The following is a 25,926-nucleotide window of genomic DNA, read 5'->3' as shown; positions in this document are numbered from 1 at the left end:
CCTTGTGCGCTTTTTGGGGCTTGGGTAAAGTGAGGGCCAACGTGGAAGGCCCCTTGGCCCCCGAGCTTTGGGAGAAAGACCCCTTGGCGGGCGTGCGGCTTTTCGCCCAAAGCCTGCCCAAGGAGATCCGGGGGGCCTGGCTTTTGGGGGTGGCAAGCGGCTTCCTCTGGCCCGAGGCCCCGCCCCCCAAGGACCTCGCCGCCCTTTTCCGCCGCCTCGAGGGGGCCTGGCAAGAGGCGGAAAGCTACTTTTGGGACACGGGCCTGGACTTCCCCGTCTTGGTGAGCGAGTGGGCGAGGGGCGCCCTCGAGCCCCTCCTTTACCGCAAGCGCCGCCCCAGCTACGCCCGCCTGCGCCAGGCCTTTCTCCAGGGAAGCCGCCTTGGGGAAGCCCTTCGGGCCAGGGTCCCCTAGAGGATGCGCTTGCCCAAAAGGCTCAAAGCCAGGCCCACCATCATCTCCGCCGTGCGGTTCCGCTCGTCCAGGATGGGGTTCACCTCCACCAGGTCCAGGCTTCGCACCCGCCCGGTCTGGGCGAGGATTTCCATGAGGAGGTGGGCCTCCCGGTAGGTAAGCCCTCCCGGCACCGGGGTGCCCACCCCGGGGGCCAGGGTGGGGTCCAGGACGTCCGCATCCAGGGAAACGTGCAGGGGTAGGCCGTCCAGGTAGGCCAAGGCCTCCTCGGCAATGCGGGCGATGCCCAGGCGGTCCACCTCGTGCATGGTGTAGACCCTGACCCCCATCTCCCGCAGAAGCCGCCTCTCCCCGGGGTCCAGGCTCCGCACCCCGATGAGGACCACGTCCCTGGGGTCCACCGCCTGGAAAACCTCCGTGAGCCGGGTGTAGCCTAGCCCGGAGAGCACCGCCAGGGGCATGCCGTGGATGTTCCCGGAAGGGCTCGTCTCCGGGGTGTTGAAGTCGGCGTGGGCGTCCACCCAGATAACCCCAAGCCGCCCCTTGGCCACGCCGGAAACCGAGCCCATGGAAAGGGAGTGGTCCCCCCCAAGGACGATGGGGAAAACCCCTTCGGGCAAGGCGCGAAGCCTCTCCTTTAGGTCCAGGGCCGCCTGGCGGATCTCCTCCAGGTAGGGCCCCTTGCGCCCCCTAAGGGTTTCCGCCACGGGCACCCGCACGTCCCCTAAGTCCTCCACCAGGTAGCCCAAGGCTTCCAGTTCCTCCAAAAGCCGGGCGTAGCGCAGGGCGGAAGGCCCCATGTCCACCCCGCGCCTTCCCGCCCCCAGGTCCATGGGCACCCCAACCACCGCTACCCGTTCCATGGGGGGCATGGTAGCAGAAAGCCCTATGCGTTGCCCGGGAAGTTTATGCCCGCAAGCCCAAACCACCCCGCCCCAGACCCGCACGGGGCCACCCAAAGCGGCACGAGGGGCCTGGGGGCAGGGCAAGACAGCGTCAATCCCCTTACGGGGAAGCATCTCTTGTAACCGGTTATCGGCTAGGTAGACACCCTTTACCCTGGGAGGACAGTCGCAATCCCCTTACGGGGAAGCATCTCTTGCAACTTATCAGGAGGTATGGGGTGGGTACGGGGTGCCCTACCTGTCGCAATCCCCTTACGGGGAAGCATCTCTTGCAACTCGGGGCGAACGGGCGCGTGGTAAGGGCGTCCTCCGAAGTGTCGCAATCCCCTTACGGGGAAGCATCTCTTGCAACCTGATGCCCGTCTTCAAGGGCGTGCACATCATCCGTGCCCGCCAGTCGCAATCCCCTTACGGGGAAGCATCTCTTGCAACCACAAGGCGCAGGAGATCATGACTGAGGCGTGGGGGATCGCGGAGTCGCAATCCCCTTACGGGGAAGCATCTCTTGCAACCTGGCTTTCATTTACTCCTACGCCTCTAGAAAAATCTTGTCGCAATCCCCTTACGGGGAAGCATCTCTTGCAACCAAACACAAATGCGGGAAGAGGTCGCCCTAATCAAACAGTCGCAATCCCCTTACGGGGAAGCATCTCTTGCAACACAGAGGTTGTCTTCGCCACCTACAACGAGATGGTGTCGCAATCCCCTTACGGGGAAGCATCTCTTGCAACTAGTGGAGTTCTTGGCGTTCCTAGACTCCAGAACCTTCCTAGCTTGTCGCAATCCCCTTACGGGGAAGCATCTCTTGCAACGGCAACCCCTTAGGAATAGCGTCCTGGAGGGCATGCTCCGGAGGGGGTTTTCTGAGAAAGATGAAGTCTGGAATATGCACACGCCGTATAAGGGCCATTTTTGGGGGTTTATGCTGTTAGGCAGGCGCATGGGGAACGGGCGATGAGAGGGCCAAAGCGCATAAAGCCCTTGCGCAAGGGGAAAACCGTTTGTCAAGATGCCCTCCGGCGGGTGCCGGTACCCCCATTCTAGCACTTCACCGTAACGCTTGACGCGGTCCAAAAAAGACGGACGAGGGCCCTTCAAGGGCTCGCTATACCATGTGAAAGCGAAAGGCGCGCCCTTTCCATCGTGTCAAGTGACCATCGCCGCGGGTAGCCCCTGGCCCGTCAGGCTAGGAAATCCGCCCTAAAGGCGCTATACTTGTAAGGATGGAACAGCGCGAGGTGACCAGCATTAACCTAGCCCGCCTTTTGAAGGAAGGAGGCACCGCCCGGGCCGCAGGCGTGGTGCGGGAGGCCTTCCATGTGGGCGAGGAGCACTTCCCCTTGCAGGGCGAGGCCAACTGGAAGGTGGCGGTGTCCGCCGTGGGCGGCCAAGAGTACTGGCTTTCCGGCGAGGTGGAAGGGGTGGTCCTCATGGAGTGCCGCCGTTGCCTCAAGCCCACCCCCACCCACATCCACGCCCACTTCCAGCACCTCCTTCGCTACCAAGAGGGCCTAAAGGAGGTGGTCTTCCACGAGGAGGAAGAGGAGGAGTACTACACCTTCGGCCTTCCCGACCTGGACCTCCTCCCCTTCCTCACGGAGGCCTTCGTCACGGAGATGCCCTACACCGTGCTGTGCGAGGAGGGGTGCAAGGGGCTTTGCCCGGTGTGCGGGGCCGACCGCAACCTGGTGGACTGCGGCCACGAGGTGGGGCTCTCCCACCCCTTCACGGGGCTTAAGGACCTCCTTCCCGAACTCTAGCGGGTCTGCTATACTACCAGGGGTTTAGCGGGGGCCAAGGCCCCCCACGGAGGATTGGAGATGGCGAAGCACCCGGTACCCAAGAAGAAAACCTCCAAGGCCCGGCGGGACGCGCGTCGGAGCCACCACGCCCTAACCCCCCGACCCTGGTTCCCTGCCCCGAGTGCAAGGCGATGAAGCCCCCGCACACCGTTTGCCCGGAGTGCGGCTACTACGACGGGCGCAAGGTCCTAGAGGTTTAGACCCCGTTCAATCCCCAAGCCCCGGCTCTCCGGGGCCTCAACTTTTTTCATGGGCGCGAGTATAGTAAAGCCCATGACGGGAGGTCGGGCATGAGCGGCATCCTGGCCCTGGGGGCCTATGCGCCCCAAAGGGTCATGAAAAACGAGGAGTTTGAGGCCTACCTGGACACCTCGGACGAATGGATCGTGACCCGCACGGGCATCCGGGAACGGCGCATCGCCGCGGAGGACGAGTACACCTCGGACCTGGCCTTTAAGGCGGTGGAGGACCTCCTGGCCCGCCACCCGGGGGCCCTGGAAGGGGTGGACGGGGTCATCGTGGCCACCAACACCCCGGACGCCCTCTTCCCCGATACCGCCGCCCTGGTCCAAGCCCGCTTCGGCCTCCAGGCCTTCGCCTACGACCTCCTTGCGGGCTGCCCGGGGTGGGTCTATGGCCTGGCCCAAGCCCACGCCCTGGTGGAGGCAGGCCTCGCCCGCAAGGTGCTGGTGGTGGGGGCCGAGGCCCTCTCCAAAATCCTGGACTGGAACGACCGGGCCACCGCCGTTCTCTTCGGGGACGCCGGGGGAGCGGCGGTGGTGGGGAAGGTCCGGGAGGGCTTTGGCTTCAAGTCCTTCGTCCTGGGGGCGGACGGCGCTGGGGCCAAGGAGCTCTACCACGCCTGCGTGGCCCCGAGGCTACCCGACGGCACCTCCATGCGAAACCGCCTTTACATGAACGGGCGGGAGGTCTTCAAGTTCGCCGTGCGGGTGATGAACACGGCCACCCTCGAGGCCATAGAAAAGGCCGGCCTCACCCCCGAGGACATCAAGGCCTTCGTACCCCACCAGGCCAACCTCCGCATCATTGATGCCGCCCGGGAGCGGCTTGGCCTCCCTTGGGAGCGGGTGGTGGTGAACGTGGACCGCTACGGGAACACCTCCACCGCCTCCATCCCCCTGGCCCTCAAGGAGGCGGTGGACGCCGGGCGCATCCGGGAGGGGGACCACGTGCTCCTGGTTTCCTTCGGGGCCGGGCTCACCTGGGCGGCGGCGGTCCTCACCTGGGGGGGTGCCTGATGTGGGCGGCCCTCTTCCCGGGGCAGGGCTCGCAGAGGGTGGGCATGGGAAGGGCCCTCTACGAGGCCTTCCTCGAGGCCCGGGAGGTCCTGGACCGGGCCGAGGCGGTCCTGCCGGGCCTCCTCTCCCTCATGTGGGAAGGCCCTGAAGAAGCCCTCACCCTCACGGAAAACCAGCAACCCGCCCTCCTCGCCGTGGGCTACGCCGCCTACCGGGCCTACCTGGGCCAAGGGGGCAAGCCCCCCGCCCTGGCCGCCGGGCACTCCTTGGGGGAGTGGACGGCCCACGTGGCCGCCGGCACCCTGGAGCTAGAGGACGCCCTAAGGCTTGTGCGCCTCCGGGGGCGGTACATGCAGGAGGCGGTGCCCCCGGGCCAGGGGGCCATGGCCGCCATCCTCAAGCTCCCCCTGGAGGAGATTAGGGCCGCCTTGGAAGGCCTGGAAGGGGTGGAGATCGCCAACCTCAACGCCCCCGAGCAGACGGTCATCTCCGGGCGAAAAGAGGCGGTGGAGATGGCGGCGGAAAGGCTTAAGGCCAAGCGGGCCCGGGTGGTCTTCCTGCCCGTTTCCGCCCCCTTCCACTCCTCCCTCATGGCCCCCGCCCAGGAAAGGCTCGCCCAGGAGCTGGAAGGGGTTCCCTTCCGGAAGCCCCTTTTCCCCGTCTACTCCAACGTCACCGCCCAGCCGGTGGAGGACCCCGAGGCCATTAGGGCGCTCCTCCTTCAGCAGATCACCGCCCCCGTGCGCTGGGTGGAGATCCTAAAGGATATGGAAAGGCGGGGGGTGCGCCGCTTTTTGGAGTTCGGGAGCGGGGAGGTGCTGAAAGGGCTCGTGGGCCGCACCCTGGAAGGGGCGGAAGCCCTTTCCGTCACCGACCCAGAAACCTTGCAAAAGGCGTTGGAGGTGCAGGATGCGTAAGGCGCTCATTACCGGAGCGAGCCGGGGCATCGGCCGGGCCATCGCCCTCCGCCTGGCCCAGGAGGGCTTTGCCCTGGCCATCCACTACGGCCAAAACCGGGAAAAGGCGGAGGAAGTGGCGGAGGAAGCCCGCCGCCTAGGAAGCCCCTTGGTGGGCATCCTGGGGGCGAACCTCTTGGAGGCGGAGGCGGCAAGCGCCTTGGTGCACCAGGCGGCGGAGGTTTTGGGCGGGCTAGACACCCTGGTGAACAACGCCGGCATCACCCGGGACACCCTCCTCGTGCGCATGAAGGACGAGGACTGGGAGGCGGTCTTGGAAGCCAACCTCTCCGCCGTCTTCCGCACCACCCGCGAGGCCATCAAGCTCATGATGAAGGCCCGCTTTGGGCGCATCGTGAACATCACCAGCGTGGTGGGGATTCTCGGCAACCCGGGGCAGGCCAACTACGTGGCCTCCAAGGCGGGGCTCATCGGCTTCACCCGGGCCGTGGCCAAGGAGTACGCCGCCCGGGGCATCACGGTGAACGCCGTGGCCCCGGGGTTCATTGAGACGGAGATGACGGAGAAGCTACCCCCCGAGGTGCGGGAAGCCTACCTCAAGCAGATCCCCGCCGGCCGCTTCGGCCGCCCCGAGGACGTGGCCGAGGCGGTGGCCTTTTTGGTTTCGGAAAGGGCGGGGTACATCACCGGCCAGACCCTTTGCGTGGACGGGGGGCTTACCCCCCACTAGGTGGTAAAATCCCCCAGGGAGGTTTCCATGACGGAGCAGGAAATCTTTGAAAAGGTCAAGGCGGTTATCGCGGACAAGCTCCAGGTGGAGGCGGAGAAGGTGACCCTCGAGGCCCGCTTCATTGAGGACCTGGGGGCGGACTCCCTGGACACCGTGGAGCTCATCATGGGCCTGGAGGACGAGTTCGGCCTGGAAATCTCCGACGAGGAGGCCGAGAAGATCCGCACCGTGAAGGACGCCGTGGAGTACATCAAGGCCAAGCTGGGTTAGTACCCATCCGTGCCTCCGGGAGCGGGGTGCTTCCCCGCTCCCCGGCCTTTTGGGAAGGCCACGGGGTATACTACCCCCATGCGACGCGTGGTGGTCACCGGCCTCGGCGCCCTCACCCCCATCGGGGTGGGGCAGGAGGCCTTCCACAAGGCCCAACTGGAGGGCAAGAGCGGGGTCCGCCCCATCACCCGCTTTGACGCCTCGGCGCTTCCCGTGCGCATCGCCGCCGAGGTGGACGTGGACCCCGAGGCCTACCTGGACAAGAAGGAAATCAAGCGCCTGGACCGCTTCGCCCAGTACGCCCTCATCGCCGCCGAGCTGGCCCTCCAAGATGCCGGGCTGGAACCGGGTGCCCTGGACCCCGAACGGGTGGGCACCCTGGTGGGCACCGGCATCGGGGGCATGGAAACCTGGGAGGCGCAGAGCAAGGTCTTCCTGGAAAGGGGTCCCAACCGCATCAGCCCCTTCTTCATCCCCATGATGATCGCCAACATGGCCTCGGCCCACATCGCCATGCGCTACGGCTTCATGGGGCCCTCCACCACCGCCGTCACCGCCTGCGCCACGGGCTCGGACGCCATCGGCCAGGCCTACCGCATGATCCAGTGGGGGGAGGCGGACGTGGTCCTGGCCGGGGGCACGGAGGCCGCCATCACCCCCATGGCCATCGGGGCCTTCGCCGTGATGCGGGCCCTTTCCACCCGGAACGAGGAGCCCGAGAAAGCGAGCCGCCCCTTCACCCTAAGCCGGGACGGCTTCGTCATGGGGGAGGGGGCGGGGATATTGGTCCTGGAGGAGTACGAGCACGCCAAGAAGCGGGGGGCTAAGGTCTACGCCGAGATCGTGGGCTTTGGCCGGAGCGCCGACGCCCACCACATCACCGAGCCCCACCCCGAAGGGAAGGGGGCCGCCCTGGCCATGCGCCGGGCCCTGGAGGACGGCAAAGTGCCCCCGGAGGCCGTGGGCTACATCAACGCCCACGGCACCTCCACCCCCGTGGGGGACAGGGCCGAGGTCCTGGCCATCAAGCAGGTCTTCGGGGAACACGCCAAGCGGCTCATGGTCTCCAGCACCAAGAGCATGATCGGCCACCTCCTGGGGGCGGCGGGGGCGGTGGAGGCCATCGCCACGGTGCAGGCCCTCCACCACGGGGTCATCCCCCCACCCTTAACCTGGAGGACCCCGACCCCGAGCTGGACCTGGACTTCGTGCCCGAACCCCGGGAGGCCAGGGTGGACTACGCCCTTTCCAACTCCTTCGCCTTCGGCGGCCACAACGCCGTCCTCCTCTTCAAGCGGGTCTAGATGCTGTTCCCTCGGGAAACCCTTCTGGAACTGGAGGCCAGCCGCCTCGCCCCCTACGCCCAGAAAGCCAAGGACACCCGGGGGCGCATGCACCCGGAGCCTGAGTCCCCCTTCCGCACCCCCTACCAGAAGGACCGGGACCGCATCCTCCACACCACCGCCTTCCGCCGCCTGGAGTACAAGACCCAGGTGCTCCCGGGATGGGCGGGGGACTACTACCGCACCCGCCTCACCCACACCCTGGAGGTGGCCCAGGTATCCCGCTCCATCGCCCGGGCCCTCGGCCTCAACGAGGACCTCACCGAGGCCATCGCCCTCTCCCACGACCTGGGCCACCCCCCCTTCGGCCACACGGGGGAAAAGGTCCTGCACGAGCTCATGAAGGCGCATGGGGGGTTTGAGCACAACGCCCAGGCCCTGCGCATCCTCACCCACCTGGAGGTGCGCTACCCGGGCTTCCGCGGCCTCAACCTTACCCACGAGGTCCTGGAGGGCATCGCCACCCACGAGGCCGCCTATGTCCCCGGCTTCAAGGAGAGCTACCAGGGGCAGGGGACCCTCGAGGCCCAGGTGGTGGACCTCTCCGACGCCATCGCCTACGCCGCCCACGACCTGGACGATGGGCTCAGGGCAGGGCTTCTGCGCCCGGAGGAGCTCTTGGAAGTCCCCCTCCTCAAGGCCTTGGCCCAGGAGGAAGGGCTGGACCTCCTGAGGCTTCCCGAGTTGGAAAGGCGGGTCTTGGTGCGGCAACTGCTGGGCTACTTCATCACCGCCGCCATTGAGGCCACCCACGCCCGCCTGGAAGCGGCCCAGGTGCAAAGCGCCGAAGCGGTGCGCCACCACCCAAGCCGCCTCGCCGCCCTCACGGAGGAGGCGGAACGGGGACTTAAGGAGCTCAAGGCGTTTTTGCTGGAGCGCTTCTACCGCCACCCCGAGGTGCTCCGGGAAAGGCTCAAGGCCGAAACCGCGCTGGAAGGGCTTTTCCGCGCCTACACCCGCTATCCGGAAACGCTACCCAAAGAGGTGCAGGCCAGGATTTCCGAGGAGGGCCTGGAGCGGGCGGTGTGCGACTACATCGCCGGCATGACGGACCGCTACGCCCTGGAAGCCTACCGCCGCCTCTTCCCCTAAGGCGTAGAATGGGTAAGTGAAAACCCTAGACTGGAATACCCTTTTTGGCGAAAGGGCGCGCCGCATCCAGGCCTCCACCATCCGGGAGCTCCTCAAGCTCACCCAGCGCCCTGGGGTCATCAGCTTCGCCGGGGGGCTTCCCGCCCCCGAGCTTTTCCCCAAGGGCTTGGCGGCGGAAAAGGCGGCCGCCATCCTCCGGGATAAGGGCGAGGTGGCCTTGCAGTATGGGCCCACGGAGGGCTACTTCCCCCTAAGGGCCTGGGTGGCGGAGTGGCTTGGCCTAAGCCCAGAGGAGGTCCTCATCACCACGGGAAGCCAGCAGGTCTTGGACCTCCTGGGGAAGGTCTTCCTGGACGAAGGAAGCCCCCTCCTCCTGGAGGCCCCCAGCTACATGGGGGCCATCCAGGCCTTCCGGCCCTATGGTCCCCGCTTCCTCACCGTGCCCGCCGGGGAAGAGGGGCCGGACCTCGAGGCCCTGGAAGAAGCCCTGAAGGGGGAACGCCCCCGCTTCCTCTACCTCATCCCCTCCTTCCAAAACCCCTCGGGGGGTCTCATGCCCCTTCCCGCCCGTAAGCGCCTCCTGGAGATGGCCATGGCAAGGGGCCTCGTGGTGGTGGAGGACGACGCCTACCGGGAGCTCTACTTTGGGGAAAGCCGGCTTCCAAGCCTCTTTGAACTCGCCCGGGAGGCGGGTTACCCCGGGGTCATCTACCTGAGCAGCTTCTCCAAAATCCTCGCCCCGGGCCTCAGGGTGGCCTTCGTGGCCGCCCACCCCGAGGCCATCCTGAAGCTCACCCAGGCCAAGCAGGGGGCGGACCTCCACTCCCCCGTCCTCAACCAGATGCTGGTCCACGCCTTGGTACAGGAGGGCTTCCCCGAGCGCCTCGCCCTCATCCGCCAAACCTACCGGGAGAAGGCGGAGGCCATGCTCTCCGCCCTGGACCGGGAGATGCCCGCGGGGGTGCGCTACACCCGGCCCAAGGGGGGCATGTTCGTCTGGATGACCCTACCCGAAGGGCTTTCCGCCGAGCGCCTCTTCCAACGGGCCATAGAGGAAAACGTGGCCTTCGTGCCCGGCAGCCCCTTCTTCGCCGAGGGGGGTGGGGAGAACACCCTAAGGCTTTCCTACGCCACCATGGACCGGGCCCGGATAGAAGAGGGCGTGCGCCGCCTGGGAAGGGCGCTTAAGGGGCTTCTAGCCCTCGTCTAGGAAAAGGAGGGGCTCCCGCTGGCGCAAGGCCTCCACCAAAGTATCTAAAAAAGCCTCGCCCGCACGAACCGTTTCTTCGGGATTTCGCAGAAGCGGCTTCTTGCGGCTGTCCATCTCCAAGACCCAATGGGCCTCCACAAGCCCTTGGGCCCAAAGGGGCGGCCGCCTTTGGGCTAAGGCGGCCAGGCCTTCCTTAAAGCGGGCATAGATGGAAAGGAGTTCGTCCCCTTCGGGCCGCTTGTAGGTGCCCTTCCGCTTGGTAGGGGCGCCGTGGTCTAAAACCACGACGTACCCCACCACCACCTCCGGGAAAAGCATCTGAACGGAGGAGACCTCCCCCACCAAGTCATCCAGGCGGTTAGGCCACGAACCCGAGGGGTTTCGCAGAATGGACTTGAGCGAAAGGAGGAGCCGGGGCTTTTTCGGGAGAGAGGGCTCCACAGGGTAGACCAAGCCCAGGTCCCAAGCTTTTTCCCGCGCCAAGCCTGGCACCTGGACCTCCGCTTCCAGATAGGGCCAAAGGCGGGACGGAAGGCGGTCCTTTAGCCGCTCTACCAAGTACTTGGCCAGGCCGCCTTGACGCCCGCTGTCCTGGGAGGAGGTACCCAGCACCCCTTGCAAAAGGCGCTCTAACTCCCTGGCTAGGTCTCGCTCCATCGCCAAACCTCCAGGGGTTCAAGCCGAGCCTCTGGGAGCTCCTGGGCGAAGCGCTTTTGGGCGAGCTCGGCGTACTTGGGCACGAGCTCCACCCCCAAAGCCCGCCTCCCCCACCGGGCAGCGGCGATAAGGGTGGTGCCGGTGCCGGCAAAGGGGTCTAGGACCACGTCCCCCACGAAGCTGAACATGCGCACAAGCCGCTCCGCCAACTCCAGGGGGAAGGGGGCGGGGTGGGCCTTGGTGCTCTCCCCCGGGATGTCGTCCCAGATTTGGCGGAACCAACGGGCGAAGAGGTCCTTGGGGATTCTGGAGGCTTCCCGTTGCTCGGGGGTGGGCTTGCGGTAGCCCCCGGGCTTCCGTTGCATCAGGATGTACTCCACCTCGGTCTTGATGATGGCCCCGGGCTCGTAGGGCTTGCCCAAGAAAAAGCCGGGGCGGTCCGCTTCTAGGGCGGCGTTGGTGTGCTTGTGCCAAAGGATGGGGTTCAGGTTGTCGAAGCCCATCTTCCGGCACCGCACCTGGATGTCGGCGTGGAGGGGAAAGACCAGGTGCCGCCCGAAGCGTTTCCGGGCCACGGCCACATCCCCCACCACCACGATGAGCCTGCCCCCAGGCACCAGTAGGCGGTACACCTCCCGCCAGACCCGGTCCAGCTCGTCCAAGAACGCCTCGTAATCCTCCACGTGGCCGAGCTGGCCGGGCACGTCCTCGTAGCGCTTCAGGGTCCAGTAGGGGGGAGAGGTGATGACCAGGTGCACGGAGGCCTCGGGCAACCGGCTGAGCACCTCCCGGGCATCCCCCACGTAGAGCGTGTGCCCTTTGGACGTTCCCACCCCTGCCGCCGGAAGGGCCTGGAAAGCGTTCATTGAACCCCAGTATATCCTTCCAAGCGGGTTTCCTCCGGCCACACCCCCCCACCGCCTCCCAAGCCCGCACCATATCCAAAGGCACGGGGGCTAGGAACTCCAGGATGCGCCCGGTGCGGGGGTGGGGGATTCTGAGCTCGTAGGCGTGCAGGGCTTGGCGGGGGATATGGGGGCTTTTCCTGCCGTAAACCTCATCCCCCAGGATAGGCGCCTTAAGGTGCTTCAGGTGTACCCGGATCTGGTGGGTGCGGCCCGTGTGGGGCCTGGCCTCCACCAGGGCGTAGGGCCCTGCGGTGGCGAGGACCCTAAACTCCGTCTCGGCGTACCGGGGAGCCACGCCCCCCACATGCATCTTGTGCCGCTCCACCGGGTGGCGGCCAATGGGGGCGATGAGGGCTCCCTCCTTGGGGTGCCCCTCGGTGAGGGCCAGGTAGCGCTTCATCACCAGCCGGTCGCGGAAGGCCCGGGAAAGGGCCTCCACCGCTCCCGGGTGTTTGGCCACCACCAAAACGCCGCTGGTGTCCTTGTCCAGGCGGTGGACGATGCCCGGGCGCACCCACTCGGGCCGTGCGGACGGCAGGGCTTCCGGAACCTCCAGGTACCGGCCCAAAAGGGCGTTCACCACGGTACCCGTGTAGACCCCGGGGGCCGGGTGGGTGAGGAGGCCCGGGGGTTTGTTCAGGACCAGGAGGTCCTCGTCCTCGTAAAGCACGGGGATGGGAAGGTCCTCCGGGACCACCATAGGGCGCTCCTCTGGGGGCTCCACCTGGACCTCTTCCCCCTTGAGGCGGTAGGCGGGCTTTTCCACCACCCGATTCCCCACCCGCACCCGGCCCTCGGCAATCCAGGCCTGAGCCCGGGCCCGGCTCACGCCGCAGGCCTCGGCCACCGCCTGGTCCAGGCGCACCCCCTCCGCCTGAAAGCGCACCACGGTCCCCATTGTAGGGCTAGAAGCTGTGCTCGGGGCCAGGGAAAACCCCTTCCCGCACCTCCTCGGCGTACTTTGCAAGGGCCTCTTGGATGAGCTTCCCCGCCTCCAGGTAGCGCTTTACAAAGCGGGGCTTGAACTCCCCATAAAGCCCCACCACATCGTGGAAGACCAGGACCTGGGCGTCCGTATGGGGCCCCGCCCCGATGCCCACGGTGTGGATGGAAAGCCGCTCTGTGATCTCCTTGGCCAAGGAGGCGGGCACCATCTCCAGCACCACCCCATAGGCCCCCGCCTCCTCCAAGGCCAAGGCCCCTTTCAGGATGCGCTCGGCCTCCTCTTTGCCCTTACCCTGGAGCCTGTAGCCCCCAAGCTGGCTCGCCGTCTGGGGGGTGAGGCCCACGTGCCCCAGGACCGGCACCCCGGCCCGGGTGAGGCCCTTGACAATCTCCGCCACCTCCTCGCCCCCCTCCAGCTTCACCGCATCCGCCCCGCCCTCCTTGAGGAGGCGCTCCGCCGCCCTCAAGGCCCGGTCCAGGGTGGCGTAGCTCAGGTAGGGCAGGTCCGCCACCAAAAAGGTCTCCGGGGCTCCCCGCCTGGCCGCCTTGGTGTGGTGGAGCATCTCCTCCAAGGTGACGGGGACGGTGGAGGGGTAGCCCAGCACCACCATGCCCAAGGAGTCCCCCACCAAGATGGCGTCCACCCCGGCGGCCTCAGCCAGCCGGGCCGTGGGGTAGTCGTAGGCCGTGAGGTAGACGAGCCTCTTGCCCTTAGCCTGGCGAAACTCCTTCACCGTGCGCCGCACGGGAAAAGGCTATCATGAAAGGGCGTGGAGGTTTACCCGGACCTTGCCCTAAGGCCCAAGACCCTGGACGAATACATCGGCCAGGAGAGGCTCAAGAGAAAGCTCAGGGTCTACCTCGAGGCCGCCAAGGCCCGGGGGGAGCCCCTGGAGCACCTCCTCCTCTTTGGGCCCCCCGGTCTCGGCAAAACCACCCTGGCCCACGTCATCGCCCACGAGCTCGGGGTGAACCTGCGCATCACCTCGGGGCCGGCCATTGAGAAGCCTGGGGACCTGGCCGCCATCCTGGCCAACTCCCTGGAGGAGGGGGATATCCTCTTCATTGACGAGATCCACCGCCTAAGCCGCCAGGCGGAGGAGCACCTCTACCCGGCCATGGAGGACTTCAAGATGGACATCGTCATCGGCCAGGGGCCGGCGGCGAGGACCATCCGCCTGGAGCTTCCCCGCTTCACCCTCATCGGGGCCACCACCCGCCCCGGCCTCATCACCCCGCCCCTTAGGAGCCGCTTCGGCATCGTGGAGCACCTGGAGTACTACAGCCTGGAGGAGCTTGCCCTTGGGATCAAGCGGGACGCCCGCCTCCTTGGGGTGGAGATCGCCGAGGAGGCCGCCATAGAGATCGCCAAGCGGAGCCGGGGCACCATGCGCATCGCCAAGCGGCTCTTCCGCAGGGTGCGGGACTTCGCCCAGGTGGCGGGGGAAGGGGTCATCACCCGGGAAAGGGCCGAGGAGGCCCTGGCCACCTTGGGGCTAGACGAGCTCGGCCTGGAGAAGCGGGACCGGGAGATCCTCGAGGCCCTCATCCTCCGCTTCGGCGGCGGCCCCGTGGGCCTCGCCACCCTGGCCACGGCGGTGTCCGAGGACCCCGGGACCCTGGAGGAGGTGCACGAGCCCTACCTCATCCAGCAGGGCCTCCTCAAGCGCACCCCCAGGGGGCGGGTGGCCACGGAAAGGGCCTACCGCCACCTGGGCTTTCCGCCGCCGGCGGAACCCCTTCTCTAGCATGATCCGGGCCACCTTGGAGGAACTGGACCTGGGCGAGCTCCTAAAGGCCCTCGCCGCCCAGCGGAAAAGCGCCGTGGTGGCCTTCCAGGGGCGCATCTATGGCCGGGTCCACCTCCTAGGCGGGCGCATCCTCTACGCCCGCACGGAGCCCGGGCCCCACCTGGGGGAGTACCTGGTGCGCCTCGGCCACCTGAGCCTGGAGGAGGTGCAGGCCCTGGTGGAGCGCCAGGGCCGGGAGAACCCCGGCACCCCCTTAGGGGCCTTGGCCCTGGAGCTTGGCCTCATCGGGGAGGAGGAGCTACGGGAGGCCCTGGAGGCCCAGGTCCTGGAGGCCTTGGCCACCCTCCTGGGGGAAAGGGAGGGGGAGATCTTGGCCGAACCCCTCACGGAGGGGAGCCAGGTGGCCCTGCCCCACACCCTGGACACGGACGCCGCCCTCATGGAGGCGGCGAGGCGCCTGGACGAGTGGCGCCGGGGCCAGGTGGACCCGGACGAGGTGCTCCACCTGGTGGAAGACCCCACCCGCCACCCCCTTTCCCCCGAGGCCTGGGCGGTGTTGGAGCACCTGGACGGGGTGCGCCGGGCGCGGAGCGTGGCCCTCCTTTCGGGCCTGCCGGAAGAAGCGGTGTACCACCTCCTCTTTGAGCTCAAAAGCCGGGGCCTGGTCCGCCCCTCCACCCTCCTGGCGGAGGACCCCTTGGTCCTCATCCTTTCGGAGAGCGGGGTGGTGCGGAGGCTCCTTTTGTACCTCCTCGAGGCCCACCGCTTCCGCGTCCTCCTGGCCAAGGACCTGGAGATGGCCCTGAGGCTCCTCAAGGAAAGGCCCAAGGGCGTCATCCTGCAAGGGGAGAAAGCCCTGGAGTGGGTCCGCAAAATCCGGGCCCACCCCGAAGGGAAACTGGCCTCCTTGTACCTGGTGAGCGAAACGCCCCCAGGCCTCCTCTTCCGCCCCCTAAGGGTCCTCCACCTGCCCAAGCCCCTTCGGGCCCAGGAGGTGCTTAAGGCCCTAAGCCCCCTGCGGCGGGGCTAGTTGGGCCGCCTGCCCTGGCGCAGGATGGCCTCCGCCCGCTCCCGGTAGGCGAGGAGGGCCTGGTGCCACTCGTCGGCAGGGTGGACATGGGGAAGCACCGCCTCGGCGCGGGCCAGGATCTCCTCGGGGGAGCGGTAGCCCAACTGGGCCAGGGTATCCACCACCATCTCCTGGGCCCCCACCCACTCCCGGCTTCCCTCCTCGGAAAGCTCCGCCGCCTTGCGGTAGTGGGCCAAGGCCTCCTCCAGGTGCATGAGGTCGTAGGCCACGTGGCCCAGGATGAGCTCCCCCGCCGCCTCCGCCCCCTGGGCCATGGCCTCCTTGGCCACGCTTTCCGCCTCCTGGTAACGCCCTTGGCGGTAAAGGGCCTCCGCCAGGTCCGCCAGGGCCTGGGCCCGGTAAGGGTAGCCCTCCTCTTCCACCAAGCGCCGGAGGTACTCCTCCGCCTCCAGGTAGGCCCCCTGGTCCAAGGCCGCCACCCCCATCTCGTGGAGGACATAGGGGCGCTCCTCCCCTTGGGCCCTCGCCAGGGCCTCCTGAAAGGCGGCCATGGCCTCCGGGTAGCGGCCTAGGCGCAGGAGGGCCTGGCCGAGGAGGAGAGGGGTGCCGTAGGCCTTGTGGCCGCTTTCCTCCTCCCTCCTCAGGGCCTCCTGCACCTCCTCGAGGGCGCGGTTGGGGTTTTCCAGGAGGAGATGGGCCCGGGCCAGGAGGTAGTGGCGGGTGGCGGCGTCTTCGGCGCCTTCCATCTCCCCCACCTCCTCCCTCGCTTCCTCCAAGGCGAGGAGGGCCCTTTCCCCCTCCCCCGCCTCCACCCACATGGCGGCGGCGTCCAGGAGGAGCCAGTAGCGCTCAAGCCCCAGGGCGAGCTCCGCCCCCCGCTCGTAGGCCATGGCCGCCTCCCGGTGGCGGCCAAGCCGCTCCAAAGCCCTCCCCTTAAGGGCCTCCGCCCGCCAGGCCAAAAAGGCGGGAAGCCCCTCCTTAAGCGTCCCAAGAACCTCCTCAAAGCGGCCTAGGTAAAAGAGGGCCTGGGCCTGGTGGTAGAGGGCCCGGGGATCCCCCGTGGGGAGGAGAAGGGGAAGGACTTCCCGCTCGCTTCGGCCCTCCAGGGCCAAAAGCTCCGCCAAGAGGGCCCGGTAGAGGGGGTTAAACTCCAACCCCCCAAGCTCATAGGCCTCCTCCAGGGCCTGGTGGGCCCGCTCCAGCCCCTCCTCCCCATAGAGGCTATGCACCTCGGCGAGGAGCAGGAGGGCCTCCCGGGCCTCCTCCTTGGAGCCGAAGAGGGCCTTGCGGGTAAGGCGCTCTATGGCGGTGTCGTAGTCCCCCTGGTGCAGGGCCTCGAGGACCCCCCTCATCGCCGCTAGAGGATACCACAGCCTTCAGTCCTCTCACCCGGTAAGGCGCTACCATAGGGCAAGGGAGGTAGATGTTGCCGCAACGCTTGAACCCCTTCACCCTAATCTTTCTGCTCCTCTTAGGCTACCTGGCCTACACCGCCTTCACCGGCCCCCCCGCCCCCACCCTCTCCTACACCGGCTTCCGGGAACTGGTGCGCCAGGGCAAGGTGGCCGAGGTCACCCTGGAGGAAACCCGCCTCCTGGGCACACTCAAAGAACCCGAGCGCTTCCCCACCCCCCAAGGAGGCACCCAGGTGGCCCGCCGCTTCCAGGTGCCCCTGCCCCCCGCCCAGGTGGCGGACCCCGAGCTCTTGCGCTTCCTGGAGGAAAACGGGGTCCGGGTGGTCACCAAAGCGCCCTCCTTCTGGCCGCAACTCCTCCTCTACGTGGGACCCACCCTCCTCCTTATCCTCTTCTTCTGGTTCTTCTTCATGCGGGCCCAAGGGGGGGCGGGCCAGGTGATGCAGTTCGGCCAAAGCCGGGCCAAGCTCTACGGCAAGGAGCGGAAGGTGAACACCACCTTCAAGGACGTGGCCGGGCACGAGGAGGCCAAGCGCGAGCTCATGGAGGTGGTGGACTTCCTCAAAAACCCCAAGAAGTACCTAGAGCTAGGGGCGGAGATCCCCAAAGGCGTCCTCCTGGTGGGCCCCCCGGGCACGGGCAAGACCCTTCTGGCCCGGGCGGTGGCGGGGGAGGCGGGGGTGCCCTTCTTCTCCGTCTCCGCCAGCGAGTTCATGGAGATGTTCGTGGGGGTGGGGGCGAGCCGGGTGCGGAGCCTCTTTGAGGACGCCCGCCGCAACGCCCCCAGCATCATCTTCATTGACGAGCTGGACTCCATCGGCCGCAAACGGGGAGCGGGCATCGGGGGCGGCCACGACGAAAGGGAGCAGACCCTGAACCAAATCCTTTCCGAGATGGACGGTTTTGAGAAGGACACCTCCGTCATCGTCCTCGCCGCCACCAACCGCCCCGACATCCTAGACCCCGCCCTCCTCCGCCCCGGGCGCTTTGACCGCCAGGTGGTGGTGGGCCTTCCCTCCTTGGAGGAGAGGAAGGACATCCTCCTGGTGCACATGCGGGGCAAGCCCATCGCCGAGGACGTGGACGCCCTGGAGCTCGCCCACCTCACCCCGGGCTTCTCCGGGGCCGACCTCAAGAACCTGGTGAACGAGGCGGCCCTCCTCGCCGCCCGGGACGGGGAAAAGAAAATCCGCAAGGAACACTTCCTCAAGGCCCTGGACAAGATCGTCCTGGGCCTGGAACGCCCCGCCCTCAAGCTTTCCCCCGAGGAGAAGCGGGCCGTGGCCTACCACGAGGCGGGCCACGCCGTGGTGGGCGAGGTGCTGCCCCACGCCGACAAGACGGAAAAGGTGTCCATCGTCCCCCGGGGCATGGCCCTGGGGGCCCGGTGGAGCAAGCCGGAAGAGCGGGTCCTGGTCTCCCGGGAGCACCTCATGGACGAGCTTTCCGTCCTCATGGCGGGCCGGGTGGCGGAGGAGCTTTTCACCGGCACCGTGACCACCGGGGCCCAGGACGACTTCAAGCGGGCCACCCAGATCGCCAAGCGCATGGTCCTGGACTGGGGCATGGGGGAGCACTTCAAGAACATCGCCTGGGGCTCGGACTCCGGCCCCATCTTCCTGGGCGAGGAGATCGCCAAGAAGAAAGACCACTCCGAGGAGACCGCCCGCCTCATTGACCAGGACATCCGCAAAATCCTGGACGAGGCCTACGCCCGGGCCCGCGAGGTCCTCCTGGCCCACGCCGAGGCCATGCACCGCCTGGCGGAAGAGCTCCTCCGGGAGGAAACCATCCCCGGGGAAAGGGTGCGGGCCATCCTGCGGGAAACGCAGGCGGTGCAGAGGGCGGAGGAGGCTTAGCAAAGCCCGGGCAAGGCGGCCCGGGCCTCCTCCAGCTCCGCCCGGGCCCTCCCCTCGTCCCAGCCCAGGAGGGGGGCCATGAGGGCCACCACCCGGGGCAGGGCCTCCCGCGCCGCCTCCTGGTCCAAAAGGGCCAGGCCCATCCGCCGGGCGAGCACGTCCAGGGGCTTCTGGGCAAGCTCCTCCCGCACGGCGTAGACCACCTCCCCCTCCAGGTAAGGGCGCCCGGGCAGGAGGGGCCTATCCCCCAGGGCCGCCACCGCCTGCGCCTCCCTGCCGTAGGTGCGGTAGAGGTGTTCCGCCACCCCCTCGGGGAGGTCCAAGGGGGGCTTGGGGCCAGCCCCCAGGAGGGGGGTGGCGTGGGAGGGGGAGGGGGGAAGCCCGAGGCCCAGGTCCCGGTCCAAGCGGTCCACGAGGTCCTGGGCCATGAGGCGGAAGGTGGTCCACTTGCCCCCCGTGAGGGTGTAAAGCCCCCTTTCCTCGGCGATGAGGTGGTCCCGCACCAAAAGCCGCGTCTCCCCCCGCCCCACCAGGGGCCTAAGGCCGCTCCAGACCGCCCGGATATGGGGGGAGAGGTCCCCCAGGTAAGGCCTCACCTCCTCCAGGAGGTAGGCCACCTCCTCCTCCTTGGGCAAGGGGCAGAAGCTGGCCTCGGCGGGCCGGTCGGTGGTGCCCAAGAGGGCCTTTCCCCGGTAGGGCAGGAGGAAGAGAACGCGGCCGTCCCGGGTCCTGGGGAGGAGGAGGCCCGTCCTGAGCGGGTAGTCCAGGACCAGGTGGGCCCCGCTGGAGGGGGTGAGGAGGGGGGGCAGGTGGGGGTCCAGGAGGCGGCGGGTAGCGTCGGTGAAGGGGCCCGTGGCGTTCACCACCGCCTTGGCGTGGACCTCCACCTCCCTTCCCGTGAGGTGGTCCCGCACCACCGCCCCCACCACCCTGCCCCCTTTCAGGAGAAAGGCGTGGGCCTCGGCGTGGTTCAGGGCCAGGGCCCCTCGCCTTAGGGCGGAGAGGAGGAGGGCCAGGACCAGGCGGTGGTCCTGGAACTGGCCGTCCCAGTAGAGGATGCCCCCCAGGGTGGGGGGTAGATCGGGGAAAAGTTCCGCCACCCCCCTCGGGGGGAGGTAGCGGGTGGGCCCAAGGCGCCTTTGCCCCGAGAGGAGGTCGTAGAGGAGGAGGCCCGTCCCGTAGTAGGGGAGCTCCAGGGGCCGGAAAAGGGGGGTGAGGAGGGGGAGGGGGTAGGCCAGGTGGGGGGCCAGGTCCATAACCACCTTGCGTTCCCGGAGGGCGTCCATCACCAGGCGGAGTTGCCTCCGGTCCAGGCGCCTCAGGGCCAGCTCCAGGTAGCGCACCCCCCCATGGAGGAGTTTGGTGGAGCGGCTGCTGGTCCCCGAGGCGAAGTCCCTGGCCTCCACCAAGGCCGCCTTGAGCCCCCTTAGGGTCGCCTCCCACAGGACCCCCGCCCCCGTGGCCCCTCCCCCTAGGACGAGGAGGTCCCAGGGCTCCTTCAGCCGTTCCCACAGGGCTTCCCGGTCGGCCATCTACCCCTCCTGGACCCAGCCCTTGGCCCGTTCCACCGCCCGACGCCAGCCCCGGTAAAGGGCCTCCCGCCTCGCCTCCGGCATCCGGGGCAGGAACCGGGCCTCTTCCCGCCAAAGGGCGGGAAGGTCCCCCAGGGAAAGCGCCCCCGCCCCGATCCCCGCCGCCCACGCCGCCCCCAGGGCGGTGGTCTCCGTGACCCTTGGCCTCAGCACCGGCACCCCCAGAAGGTCCGCCTGGATCTCCAGGAAAAGGTCGTTCTGCGCCATGCCCCCGTCCGCCTTCAGGGCCTTGAGCCCTAGCCCCGCCGCCCCCGCCATGGCCCAGGCCACCTCCCCCACGGAGAAGGCCACCCCCTCCAGGGCCGCCCGGGCCAGGTGGGCCCGGGTTGTCCCCCGGGTAAGCCCCAGGATGGCCCCCCGGGCGTAGGGGTCCCAGTGGGGGGCCCCAAGCCCCGTGAAGGCGGGGACGAAGTAGACCCCGCCCGCATCCTCCACCTGCCGGGCTAGGCTCTCCACCTCGTGGCTTTCCCCAAGGAGGCCCACCTCCCTAAGCCACCCCACCGCCGCCCCCGCCACGAAGACGCTTCCCTCCAGGGCGTAGGCCGCCTTGCCCTCCAGGTGCCAGGCCAAGGTGGTGAGGAGGCCCCCCTCCGCCCAGACGGGCCGCTCCCCCGTGTTTAGGAGGAGGAACGCCCCCGTGCCGTAGGTGCACTTCCCCTCCCCCGCCCCCAAGGCCGCCTGCCCCAGAAGGGCCGCCTGCTGGTCCCCCAGGACCCCTCGGATGGGAATAGGGGCCCCCAAAAGCCCGGGCAGGGTCTCGCCAAAGTCCCCGTCCGAGGGCCGCACCTCGGGGAGGAGGGCCTTCGGGATACCTAGCACGCGGAGGAGTTCCTCGTCCCAGGTCAGGGTTTCCAGGTGGAAGAGGAGGGTGCGGCTGGCGTTGGTGGGGTCGGTGGCGTGGACCCTGCCCCCCGTGAGGTTCCAAAGGAGCCAGGTGTCCACGGTGCCGAAGCACACCTCTCCCCTCTCCGCACGCTCCCTTAGCCCAGGCACGCGCTCCAAAAGCCAAAGGAGCTTGGTGGCGGAGAAGTAGGGGTCCAGCAGGAGCCCCGTGCGCGCCCGGAAAAGCCCCTCCAACCCCCGCTCCCGCAGGGCCTCGCAAAGGGAAGCGGTCCTGCGGTCCTGCCAGACGATGGCGGGGTGGAGGGGCCGCCCCGTATCCCTCTCCCACACCAGGGTGGTCTCCCGCTGGTTGGCGATGCCCAGGGCCAGCACCGCCTCCGGCCCCACCCCCGCCCGGCGCAGGGCCTCCTTGGCCGCCCAAAGCTGGCTCTCCCAGATCTCCCAAGGATCGTGCTCCACCAAGCCTGGCTCGGGGTAGTGCTGGGCAAAGGCCCGCTGCGCCACGGCCACCACCTCCCCCTCCAGGGTGAAGAGAATGGCCCAGCTGGACGTGGTGCCTTGGTCTAGGGCTAAAAGGTATTTCATAAAACCTCCCTAAGCCGCTTCGCCGTTTCCTCGGGCAGGGCGTCCACCACGAAGGTGCCCGCCCCAAGTTCCGTCCCCGCCAGGAACTTGAGCTTGTCCTGCGTGCGCTTGGGGGGGTAGAACTCCACGTGGAAGTGGAAGGTGCGCTCCTCCCCCAAAGGGGCGGCGTGGAAGGCCATCACGTAGGGAAAGGGTTCGCCAAAAAGGGCATCGTACCGGGCCACCACCCGGCCCAGAAGCCGGGCGAAGGCCGCCATCTCCTCGTCGGAAAAGGTCCAGGGCCCCGGGTGGCGCTCCCAGGGAGCAAGCCAAACTTCATAGGGGTAGCGGGCGAAGGGGGGAACGAAGGCCAGGAAGCCTTCCTCCTGGTCTATCCAGTAGGCCTCGAGGCGGGGAAAAAGCTCCTGAAGCACGGGCCGCTCGCGGAAGGCGGCGCTTTCCCGCTCCAAGATGGGGGGCACAAAGGGATAGGCGTAGATCTGCCCGTGGGGGTGGTGCAGGGTCACCCCTACCGCCTCCCCCCGGTTCTCAAAGGGCATGACGAAGCGCACCCCCGGGAGGCTATAGAGGGCCTGGTACCGCTCCCGCCACACCCAGGCCAAAAGAAGCCTCTCCTCTTCGGAAAGGGTGGCGAGGCTTCCCGTGTGGAGGGGCGTGTAGACCACCACCTCGCACCGGCCCCGGGCGGCCTCCGCGGGCACGGGGAGGCCAGCGGGGGGAGGGGGTGGGCTGGCAACCAGGGCGGGGAAGCGGTTCTCAAAGACCGCCACCTGGAAGCGGGTAAAGGGGATCTCCGTGGGGAAGGCCCCTTCCCGGCTTGGGCAAAGGGGGCAGTGCTCCTTCGGGGGAAGGAAGGTGCGCTCCTGGCGGTGGGCGGCGTAGACCACCCACTCCCCCCGCAAGGGGTGGTAGCGGAGGTGGGGGGCGGCGTGGAAGGCCTCCTCCCCCTCCGGCAAGGGCGCCTCCTCCAAGGGGCTTAGGCCGTAGAGGATGAGCTCCCTTCCGTCCCCTTTGCGGTGGTGGCGTTTAAAGAAGGGGGGCATAGTCCAGAACCTCCTCCCCGAAGCGGAAGCGGTAGGGACCGAGCCGCTCCACTCCTCCCTCTTCGGTCAAAAAACCCCGCAAGCGCACCTCCTCTTCCGGCAGAAGCCAAGAGGGGGGGTCCGAGGTGGCCTTAAAACCGGTATAACGCGCCAAAACCTCTTGCAGCCGCATGGTCTCTGGGGAAAGTAGGTTAAAACGGGTGCGGAAGAAAACCACATCGGGATCCACTTGAACGTTTTCCCGAAGCCAAAGCCGGTGCAAGGTGGTGCGCAGGGCGTTTCTGAGCCCGGGCCCCGTGGGGTCGCCGAGCCAGGTGGAGCGGTCCTCGTTGTCCCAGTAGGGGGCCACATCGGGACCTACCCTAAGCCCATCCGCCAACCCCAAAGAGGCCAAAACCGGAGCCCCACAGAAGAGGAGGTAGGCATCCCCCGCTGCCTGGCGTATCCGCTCCATAGCCACACGATACCGCCCCTCACCCTCCGCCCCGGGAAGGGATGCTGCATAGAGGAAGTCTAGCTTTAAGTAGTCATAACCCCAGGAGCACACCTTCCGGATGAGGCCCTCCACCCAGGCAAGAACCTCTTCCTTCCCCGCATCCAAAGCCAAAAGGGGCTTCCCCCAGTTGAAGCCCGCAGGAAGCGGCCGCCCCTCCCGGTCCCGGAGGAGCCATTCTGGGCGGGCGTGAACAATGGGGCTATCCGCCGTTACCAAGAAAGGGGCAAGCCAAAGCCCCGGCCGCAGACCCTTTGCCCGGATTCGCTCCGCCAGATAGGCCATGCCATGGGGAAAGCGCTCATTAGCCTCCCAGTCGCCCAGAGCTCTCTGCCAACCATCGTCTACCTGAAAGACCTCAAAGGGATAGCTGGCCACCTCTTCCAGAACCTGAAGGAGGCGCACCTCGCTTATGTTCGTATAAAAAGCGTACCAAGAGCACCAGACCCTAGGCGGCTTTCCCAAAAGGCGGCGAGGCAGGAGGCGGGCGTAGGCGGGAAACACCTCTTCTTCAGAACCCCAAGCCACGAACCACCCACCCTCTTCCCCCTCCATCCGGCCCAGGAGCAAATCCGGCCGGCCCAGGACCCGGGCCCCTACTCCCAAGGCACCCAGCAGGAGCACCCGGCCCTCGGGGCCGCGCAGGGCGCCGAGCCCACTGCCCCACCACTCTGAGGCACGAAGCAGGAAAGGGTCATCGGCCTGGGGCTGGCGTTCTGGAGGAAGAAGAGGAACCGGCGGCTGGGAAAGCGAAACCCAGGAAGCCAGGCTCCAGCTTTGCCAACCGTGCCGGAAGAACGCCTCTCCCCGAAAAGGGGGATAAACCCGTACCTCCCTGCCCTTGAGGTACAGCCCACCTGGGGCCGCTTTCACCTCCTCCGCTTCCAGGGCCACCTCGAGGCTCCCCACCTTTACCCGCATCCCTTAACCCTCCTCCCAAACCGCCACCTCGTACGGGGAAAGCCTAGGGCCTCCCAAGCGGAAGCGCACCCCCGAAGGAACGGGAAGAACCACCTCTTCGGGGCCATAGTTAAAGGCAAAAACCAAGTGGCCCCTCCACCGCAAGCGGAGCCCTGAGGGCAAGGGCTTTGGCGAAAGCCCTCCTTCCTGGGCCAAGCCTACCAACAGAGCACCAAGGAGCTCCGGGCTAGGCCAAGCAGCAAGGTACAGGTAGCGGCCCGCCCGGAACAAAGCCCCTAAACCATCCGCAAAACGCAACAGGGGGCTTAGATCCGTTTCCACCCACTCCCGCCACAGGCCCGAAGAAAACCGGCCCCAAGGTCCCTCTACCTCTTCCCGCAAACCCGGCGGCAAGCTTTCCACCCGCACCACCTTCAGCGGAAGCAAGGCCTGCAAAGGCCCTGGAGGGAGCCCTTGAGGAATATGGAAGTTCTCGTTTTTACTGCCACTCCTTGGACCAAAAAGCACGATACCATCGGCTTCCCTAAAGGCATTCAGAGCCTTCTCCCGCACAATGGGCAGGCTCGGCACCAACACCAGCCGGTACCCCTGCAAAGCAGCCCCCGGTGGAACGATATCCACGTCCAATCCGAGCCGCCTGGCTACGCTGTAGAAGAGAAACACCAAGGCCAGGTAGTTCCACTCAGCCCCATGGGGCTGGACCTCGTAAACCCAAGGGGCTTCGGGATCATAGACCAAGGCCACAGGGGCCTGCCCGGGAGGGGGTAAGGAAAGCGCGCCCAGCTCCTCCACCACCCGTTGCACCTCAAAGAAAGCCGCATCTGGGGCATAGTCCGGCCGGTGCAAACCGGCGTGCATCTGTTCTTGGGCAAAGGGCACCTGCCGCCACCGGAAGTAGGAAACCACCTCCGCCCCGTGCGCCAAAGCCTCCCAGGTCCAAAGGCGCACCATGCCCGGAGCGGGATTGGGGTTGTGGGGTGCCCAGTTCACCGGGCCCGGTTGCTGCTCCATCACCCAAAACCGTCCCCGTCCCACCGCGCGGTAAAGGTCGTGATGGAAAGCCGCCACGTCCGGGTGGCCCGTCCGGGCGTAGCGAAGCTTTTCCTCCTCCGGAAGGGGCATGAGGTCGGTGAAGCCCAAGGGATAGCTGTCCCAACTCGCAAAGTCCAAGTCCTCTCCCAAGGGGAAAGGATTTAGGTCCGTGAAGAAACCCATGAAATTGTGCGTGACGAACTTACCCGGGGCGTGCGCCCGAAGGATTTCCACCTGGAGGCGGTTGTAACGCCGTACCTGCTCCGAGGCAAAACGATAGTAGTCCAGAAGGTGACTCGGGTTGGCCTCAGCCACGGTGAGATTAGGGAGTTCTACCTCTTGGAAGGTACGGTAGCGTTGGCTCCAAAAAACGGTCCCCCAGGCCTCGTTGAGGACATCTATGCTCCCGTAGCGCTCCTCAAGCCACTTCCTGAAGGCATCTTGGCAGCGCTCGCAGTAGCAGCGCACCGTGCCGTGGCAGCCGTACTCGTTGTCCGTTTGAAATCCCGCCACTGCGGGGTGCTTACCGTAGCGTTCTCCTAAAAGCGTGACGATGCGGCGCGTTTCCTCGTGGTAAACGGGGCTACTGAAGCAGTAGTGGCGCCTCCCTCCAAAGCGGCGCCTACGCCCCTCCCTGTCCACAGGCAGGATCTCGGGGTAACGGTCCACCAGCCACTTGGGCGGCGTGGCCGTGGGCGTGCCCAGGACCACCTTTAGTCCCGCCTGGGCCAAGACCGCCACCGCCTCGTCCAGCCAGGCCCAGTCCAGACGGCCAGGCTCCGGCTCCAAAAGGGCCCAGGCAAACTCCCCCACCCGCACGTAGGCAAGCCCAAGCTCGCGCATCCGCCTAGCATCTTCAGACCAACGCTCCCTAGGCCAGTGTTCGGGGTAGTAGCAAACACCTAGCATAG

At 67.2% G+C, this 25,926-nt stretch carries 21 protein-coding genes, 3 pseudogenes and 1 CRISPR repeat array; of the genes and pseudogenes, 13 read left to right on the top strand and 11 right to left on the bottom strand.

Annotation, left to right across the window (positions count from 1 at the left end):
* Positions 1-29: 29 nt before the first annotated feature.
* The gene (locus A0O31_RS07770) at positions 30-413 is read left to right on the top strand and encodes a hypothetical protein (protein WP_237259043.1); all 384 of its coding nucleotides are present in this window, start codon (positions 30-32) and stop codon (positions 411-413) included.
* Here A0O31_RS07770 and rocF read toward each other — a convergent pair.
* The gene (gene rocF / locus A0O31_RS07765) at positions 410-1,285 is read right to left on the bottom strand and encodes an arginase (protein ID WP_071677365.1); all 876 of its coding nucleotides are present in this window, start codon (positions 1,283-1,285) and stop codon (positions 410-412) included. The two genes, A0O31_RS07770 and rocF, sit on opposite strands and share 4 nt — an antisense overlap.
* 121 nt (positions 1,286-1,406) lie before the next feature.
* Positions 1,407-2,130: direct repeats of the CRISPR family, unit length 36 nt; unit sequence GTCGCAATCCCCTTACGGGGAAGCATCTCTTGCAAC.
* Positions 2,131-2,541: 411 nt separating this feature from the next.
* Between rocF and A0O31_RS07760 the strand changes: the two genes are divergently transcribed.
* The 9 genes and pseudogenes from A0O31_RS07760 (at position 2,542) to lysN (ending at position 9,941) form a co-directional block, all read left to right on the top strand.
* Positions 2,542-3,078, top strand: a complete 537-nt coding sequence (locus A0O31_RS07760) for a DUF177 domain-containing protein (protein ID WP_071677364.1) — start codon at positions 2,542-2,544, stop codon at positions 3,076-3,078.
* Positions 3,079-3,138: 60 nt separating this feature from the next.
* Positions 3,139-3,320, top strand: a pseudogene (gene rpmF / locus A0O31_RS13540) (50S ribosomal protein L32).
* A gap of 90 nt (positions 3,321-3,410) precedes the next feature.
* Positions 3,411-4,379, top strand: a complete 969-nt coding sequence (locus A0O31_RS07750; RefSeq protein WP_071677363.1) for a beta-ketoacyl-ACP synthase III — start codon at positions 3,411-3,413, stop codon at positions 4,377-4,379.
* Positions 4,379-5,296, top strand: a complete 918-nt coding sequence (gene fabD, locus A0O31_RS07745) for an ACP S-malonyltransferase (RefSeq protein ID WP_071677362.1) — start codon at positions 4,379-4,381, stop codon at positions 5,294-5,296. Before A0O31_RS07750 ends, fabD begins: the two co-directional genes overlap by 1 nt.
* The gene (fabG, locus tag A0O31_RS07740) at positions 5,289-6,026 is read left to right on the top strand and encodes a 3-oxoacyl-[acyl-carrier-protein] reductase (RefSeq protein ID WP_071677361.1); all 738 of its coding nucleotides are present in this window, start codon (positions 5,289-5,291) and stop codon (positions 6,024-6,026) included. Before fabD ends, fabG begins: the two co-directional genes overlap by 8 nt.
* A 27-nt stretch (positions 6,027-6,053) precedes the next feature.
* Positions 6,054-6,296: an acyl carrier protein gene (gene acpP / locus A0O31_RS07735; RefSeq protein WP_071677360.1), complete on the top strand. Its 243-nt coding sequence runs from the start codon at positions 6,054-6,056 to the stop codon at positions 6,294-6,296.
* Between the two features lie 78 nt (positions 6,297-6,374).
* Positions 6,375-7,454 (top strand): annotated as a pseudogene (fabF, locus tag A0O31_RS07730) (beta-ketoacyl-ACP synthase II); the annotation flags it as partial.
* 146 nt (positions 7,455-7,600) lie between these two features.
* Positions 7,601-8,731: a deoxyguanosinetriphosphate triphosphohydrolase gene (locus A0O31_RS07725; protein ID WP_071677359.1), complete on the top strand. Its 1,131-nt coding sequence runs from the start codon at positions 7,601-7,603 to the stop codon at positions 8,729-8,731.
* A gap of 16 nt (positions 8,732-8,747) precedes the next feature.
* A complete protein-coding gene (lysN, locus tag A0O31_RS07720) occupies positions 8,748-9,941 on the top strand; it encodes a 2-aminoadipate transaminase (protein ID WP_071677358.1) in 1,194 nt (397 codons plus the stop codon).
* On the opposite strand, the gene A0O31_RS07715 is transcribed toward lysN, so the two are convergent.
* From A0O31_RS07715 to panB, 4 genes and pseudogenes are all read right to left on the bottom strand, one after another.
* Positions 9,927-10,598, bottom strand: coding sequence for a hypothetical protein (locus A0O31_RS07715; RefSeq protein ID WP_071677357.1), 672 nt, complete (start codon positions 10,596-10,598; stop codon positions 9,927-9,929). The two genes, lysN and A0O31_RS07715, sit on opposite strands and share 15 nt — an antisense overlap.
* Positions 10,583-11,464, bottom strand: coding sequence for a DNA-methyltransferase (locus tag A0O31_RS07710; protein WP_071677356.1), 882 nt, complete (start codon positions 11,462-11,464; stop codon positions 10,583-10,585). The genes A0O31_RS07715 and A0O31_RS07710 overlap by 16 nt, the downstream gene beginning before the upstream one ends.
* A pseudogene (locus tag A0O31_RS07705) lies at positions 11,461-12,395 on the bottom strand (RluA family pseudouridine synthase). Before A0O31_RS07705 ends, A0O31_RS07710 begins: the two are co-directional and overlap by 4 nt.
* 16 nt (positions 12,396-12,411) lie before the next feature.
* Positions 12,412-13,197: a 3-methyl-2-oxobutanoate hydroxymethyltransferase gene (panB, locus tag A0O31_RS07700; protein WP_071677355.1), complete on the bottom strand. Its 786-nt coding sequence runs from the start codon at positions 13,195-13,197 to the stop codon at positions 12,412-12,414.
* 24 nt (positions 13,198-13,221) lie between these two features.
* On the opposite strand from panB, the gene ruvB reads away from it, so the two are divergent.
* Positions 13,222-14,199, top strand: coding sequence for a Holliday junction branch migration DNA helicase RuvB (ruvB, locus tag A0O31_RS07695; protein ID WP_071677354.1), 978 nt, complete (start codon positions 13,222-13,224; stop codon positions 14,197-14,199).
* A 1-nt stretch (position 14,200) separates the two neighbouring features.
* Positions 14,201-15,232, top strand: coding sequence for a response regulator (locus tag A0O31_RS07690; protein ID WP_071677353.1), 1,032 nt, complete (start codon positions 14,201-14,203; stop codon positions 15,230-15,232).
* Here A0O31_RS07690 and A0O31_RS07685 read toward each other — a convergent pair.
* The gene (locus tag A0O31_RS07685; protein WP_071677352.1) at positions 15,229-16,584 is read right to left on the bottom strand and encodes a tetratricopeptide repeat protein; all 1,356 of its coding nucleotides are present in this window, start codon (positions 16,582-16,584) and stop codon (positions 15,229-15,231) included. The two genes, A0O31_RS07690 and A0O31_RS07685, sit on opposite strands and share 4 nt — an antisense overlap.
* A 74-nt stretch (positions 16,585-16,658) precedes the next feature.
* On the opposite strand from A0O31_RS07685, the gene ftsH reads away from it, so the two are divergent.
* Positions 16,659-18,506: an ATP-dependent zinc metalloprotease FtsH gene (gene ftsH / locus A0O31_RS07680; protein ID WP_071677949.1), complete on the top strand. Its 1,848-nt coding sequence runs from the start codon at positions 16,659-16,661 to the stop codon at positions 18,504-18,506.
* On the opposite strand, the gene A0O31_RS07675 is transcribed toward ftsH, so the two are convergent.
* From A0O31_RS07675 to A0O31_RS07655, 5 genes are read right to left on the bottom strand one after another with little or no spacing between them, the layout of a single operon-like run.
* A complete protein-coding gene (locus A0O31_RS07675; protein ID WP_071677351.1) occupies positions 18,503-20,038 on the bottom strand; it encodes a glycerol-3-phosphate dehydrogenase/oxidase in 1,536 nt (511 codons plus the stop codon). The two genes, ftsH and A0O31_RS07675, sit on opposite strands and share 4 nt — an antisense overlap.
* Complete coding sequence (gene glpK / locus A0O31_RS07670; RefSeq protein ID WP_071677350.1) at positions 20,039-21,526, bottom strand: glycerol kinase GlpK; 1,488 nt, start codon at positions 21,524-21,526, stop codon at positions 20,039-20,041.
* Entirely contained in the window at positions 21,523-22,569 is a 1,047-nt protein-coding gene (gene galT / locus A0O31_RS07665) for a galactose-1-phosphate uridylyltransferase (RefSeq protein ID WP_071677349.1), read from the bottom strand. The genes glpK and galT overlap by 4 nt, the downstream gene beginning before the upstream one ends.
* A complete protein-coding gene (locus A0O31_RS07660; protein WP_071677348.1) occupies positions 22,553-23,983 on the bottom strand; it encodes a glycoside hydrolase family 36 protein in 1,431 nt (476 codons plus the stop codon). Before A0O31_RS07660 ends, galT begins: the two co-directional genes overlap by 17 nt.
* A gap of 3 nt (positions 23,984-23,986) precedes the next feature.
* Positions 23,987-25,924 carry a beta-galactosidase gene (locus tag A0O31_RS07655; protein ID WP_071677347.1) on the bottom strand — a complete coding sequence of 646 codons (1,938 nt, stop codon included), beginning with the start codon at positions 25,922-25,924 and terminating at the stop codon, positions 23,987-23,989.
* Positions 25,925-25,926 lie beyond the last annotated feature (2 nt).

Origin of the sequence: Thermus brockianus, from assembly GCF_001880325.1 — a bacterium.
GTDB lineage: Bacteria > Deinococcota > Deinococci > Deinococcales > Thermaceae > Thermus > Thermus brockianus.
The sequence above is the reverse complement of the archived record's forward strand: the minus strand, read 5'-3'. Positions and strand labels throughout refer to the sequence as shown.

Bases quoted from the DNA above. Each gene is read 5' to 3' on its own strand.
- rocF (WP_071677365.1), bottom strand. From the start codon at position 1,285: ATGCCCCCCATGGAACGGGTAGCGGTGGTTGGGGTGCCCATGGACCTG.
- A0O31_RS07760 (WP_071677364.1), top strand. From the start codon at position 2,542: ATGGAACAGCGCGAGGTGACCAGCATTAACCTAGCCCGCCTTTTGAAG.
- A0O31_RS07750 (WP_071677363.1), top strand. From the start codon at position 3,411: ATGAGCGGCATCCTGGCCCTGGGGGCCTATGCGCCCCAAAGGGTCATG.
- fabD (WP_071677362.1), top strand. From the start codon at position 4,379: ATGTGGGCGGCCCTCTTCCCGGGGCAGGGCTCGCAGAGGGTGGGCATG.
- fabG (WP_071677361.1), top strand. From the start codon at position 5,289: ATGCGTAAGGCGCTCATTACCGGAGCGAGCCGGGGCATCGGCCGGGCC.
- acpP (WP_071677360.1), top strand. From the start codon at position 6,054: ATGACGGAGCAGGAAATCTTTGAAAAGGTCAAGGCGGTTATCGCGGAC.
- A0O31_RS07725 (WP_071677359.1), top strand. From the start codon at position 7,601: ATGCTGTTCCCTCGGGAAACCCTTCTGGAACTGGAGGCCAGCCGCCTC.
- A0O31_RS07715 (WP_071677357.1), bottom strand. From the start codon at position 10,598: ATGGAGCGAGACCTAGCCAGGGAGTTAGAGCGCCTTTTGCAAGGGGTG.
- A0O31_RS07710 (WP_071677356.1), bottom strand. From the start codon at position 11,464: ATGAACGCTTTCCAGGCCCTTCCGGCGGCAGGGGTGGGAACGTCCAAA.
- A0O31_RS07690 (WP_071677353.1), top strand. From the start codon at position 14,201: ATGATCCGGGCCACCTTGGAGGAACTGGACCTGGGCGAGCTCCTAAAG.
- A0O31_RS07685 (WP_071677352.1), bottom strand. From the start codon at position 16,584: ATGAGGGGGGTCCTCGAGGCCCTGCACCAGGGGGACTACGACACCGCC.
- A0O31_RS07675 (WP_071677351.1), bottom strand. From the start codon at position 20,038: ATGGCCGACCGGGAAGCCCTGTGGGAACGGCTGAAGGAGCCCTGGGAC.
- glpK (WP_071677350.1), bottom strand. From the start codon at position 21,526: ATGAAATACCTTTTAGCCCTAGACCAAGGCACCACGTCCAGCTGGGCC.
- galT (WP_071677349.1), bottom strand. From the start codon at position 22,569: ATGCCCCCCTTCTTTAAACGCCACCACCGCAAAGGGGACGGAAGGGAG.
- A0O31_RS07660 (WP_071677348.1), bottom strand. From the start codon at position 23,983: ATGCGGGTAAAGGTGGGGAGCCTCGAGGTGGCCCTGGAAGCGGAGGAG.
- A0O31_RS07655 (WP_071677347.1), bottom strand. From the start codon at position 25,924: ATGCTAGGTGTTTGCTACTACCCCGAACACTGGCCTAGGGAGCGTTGG.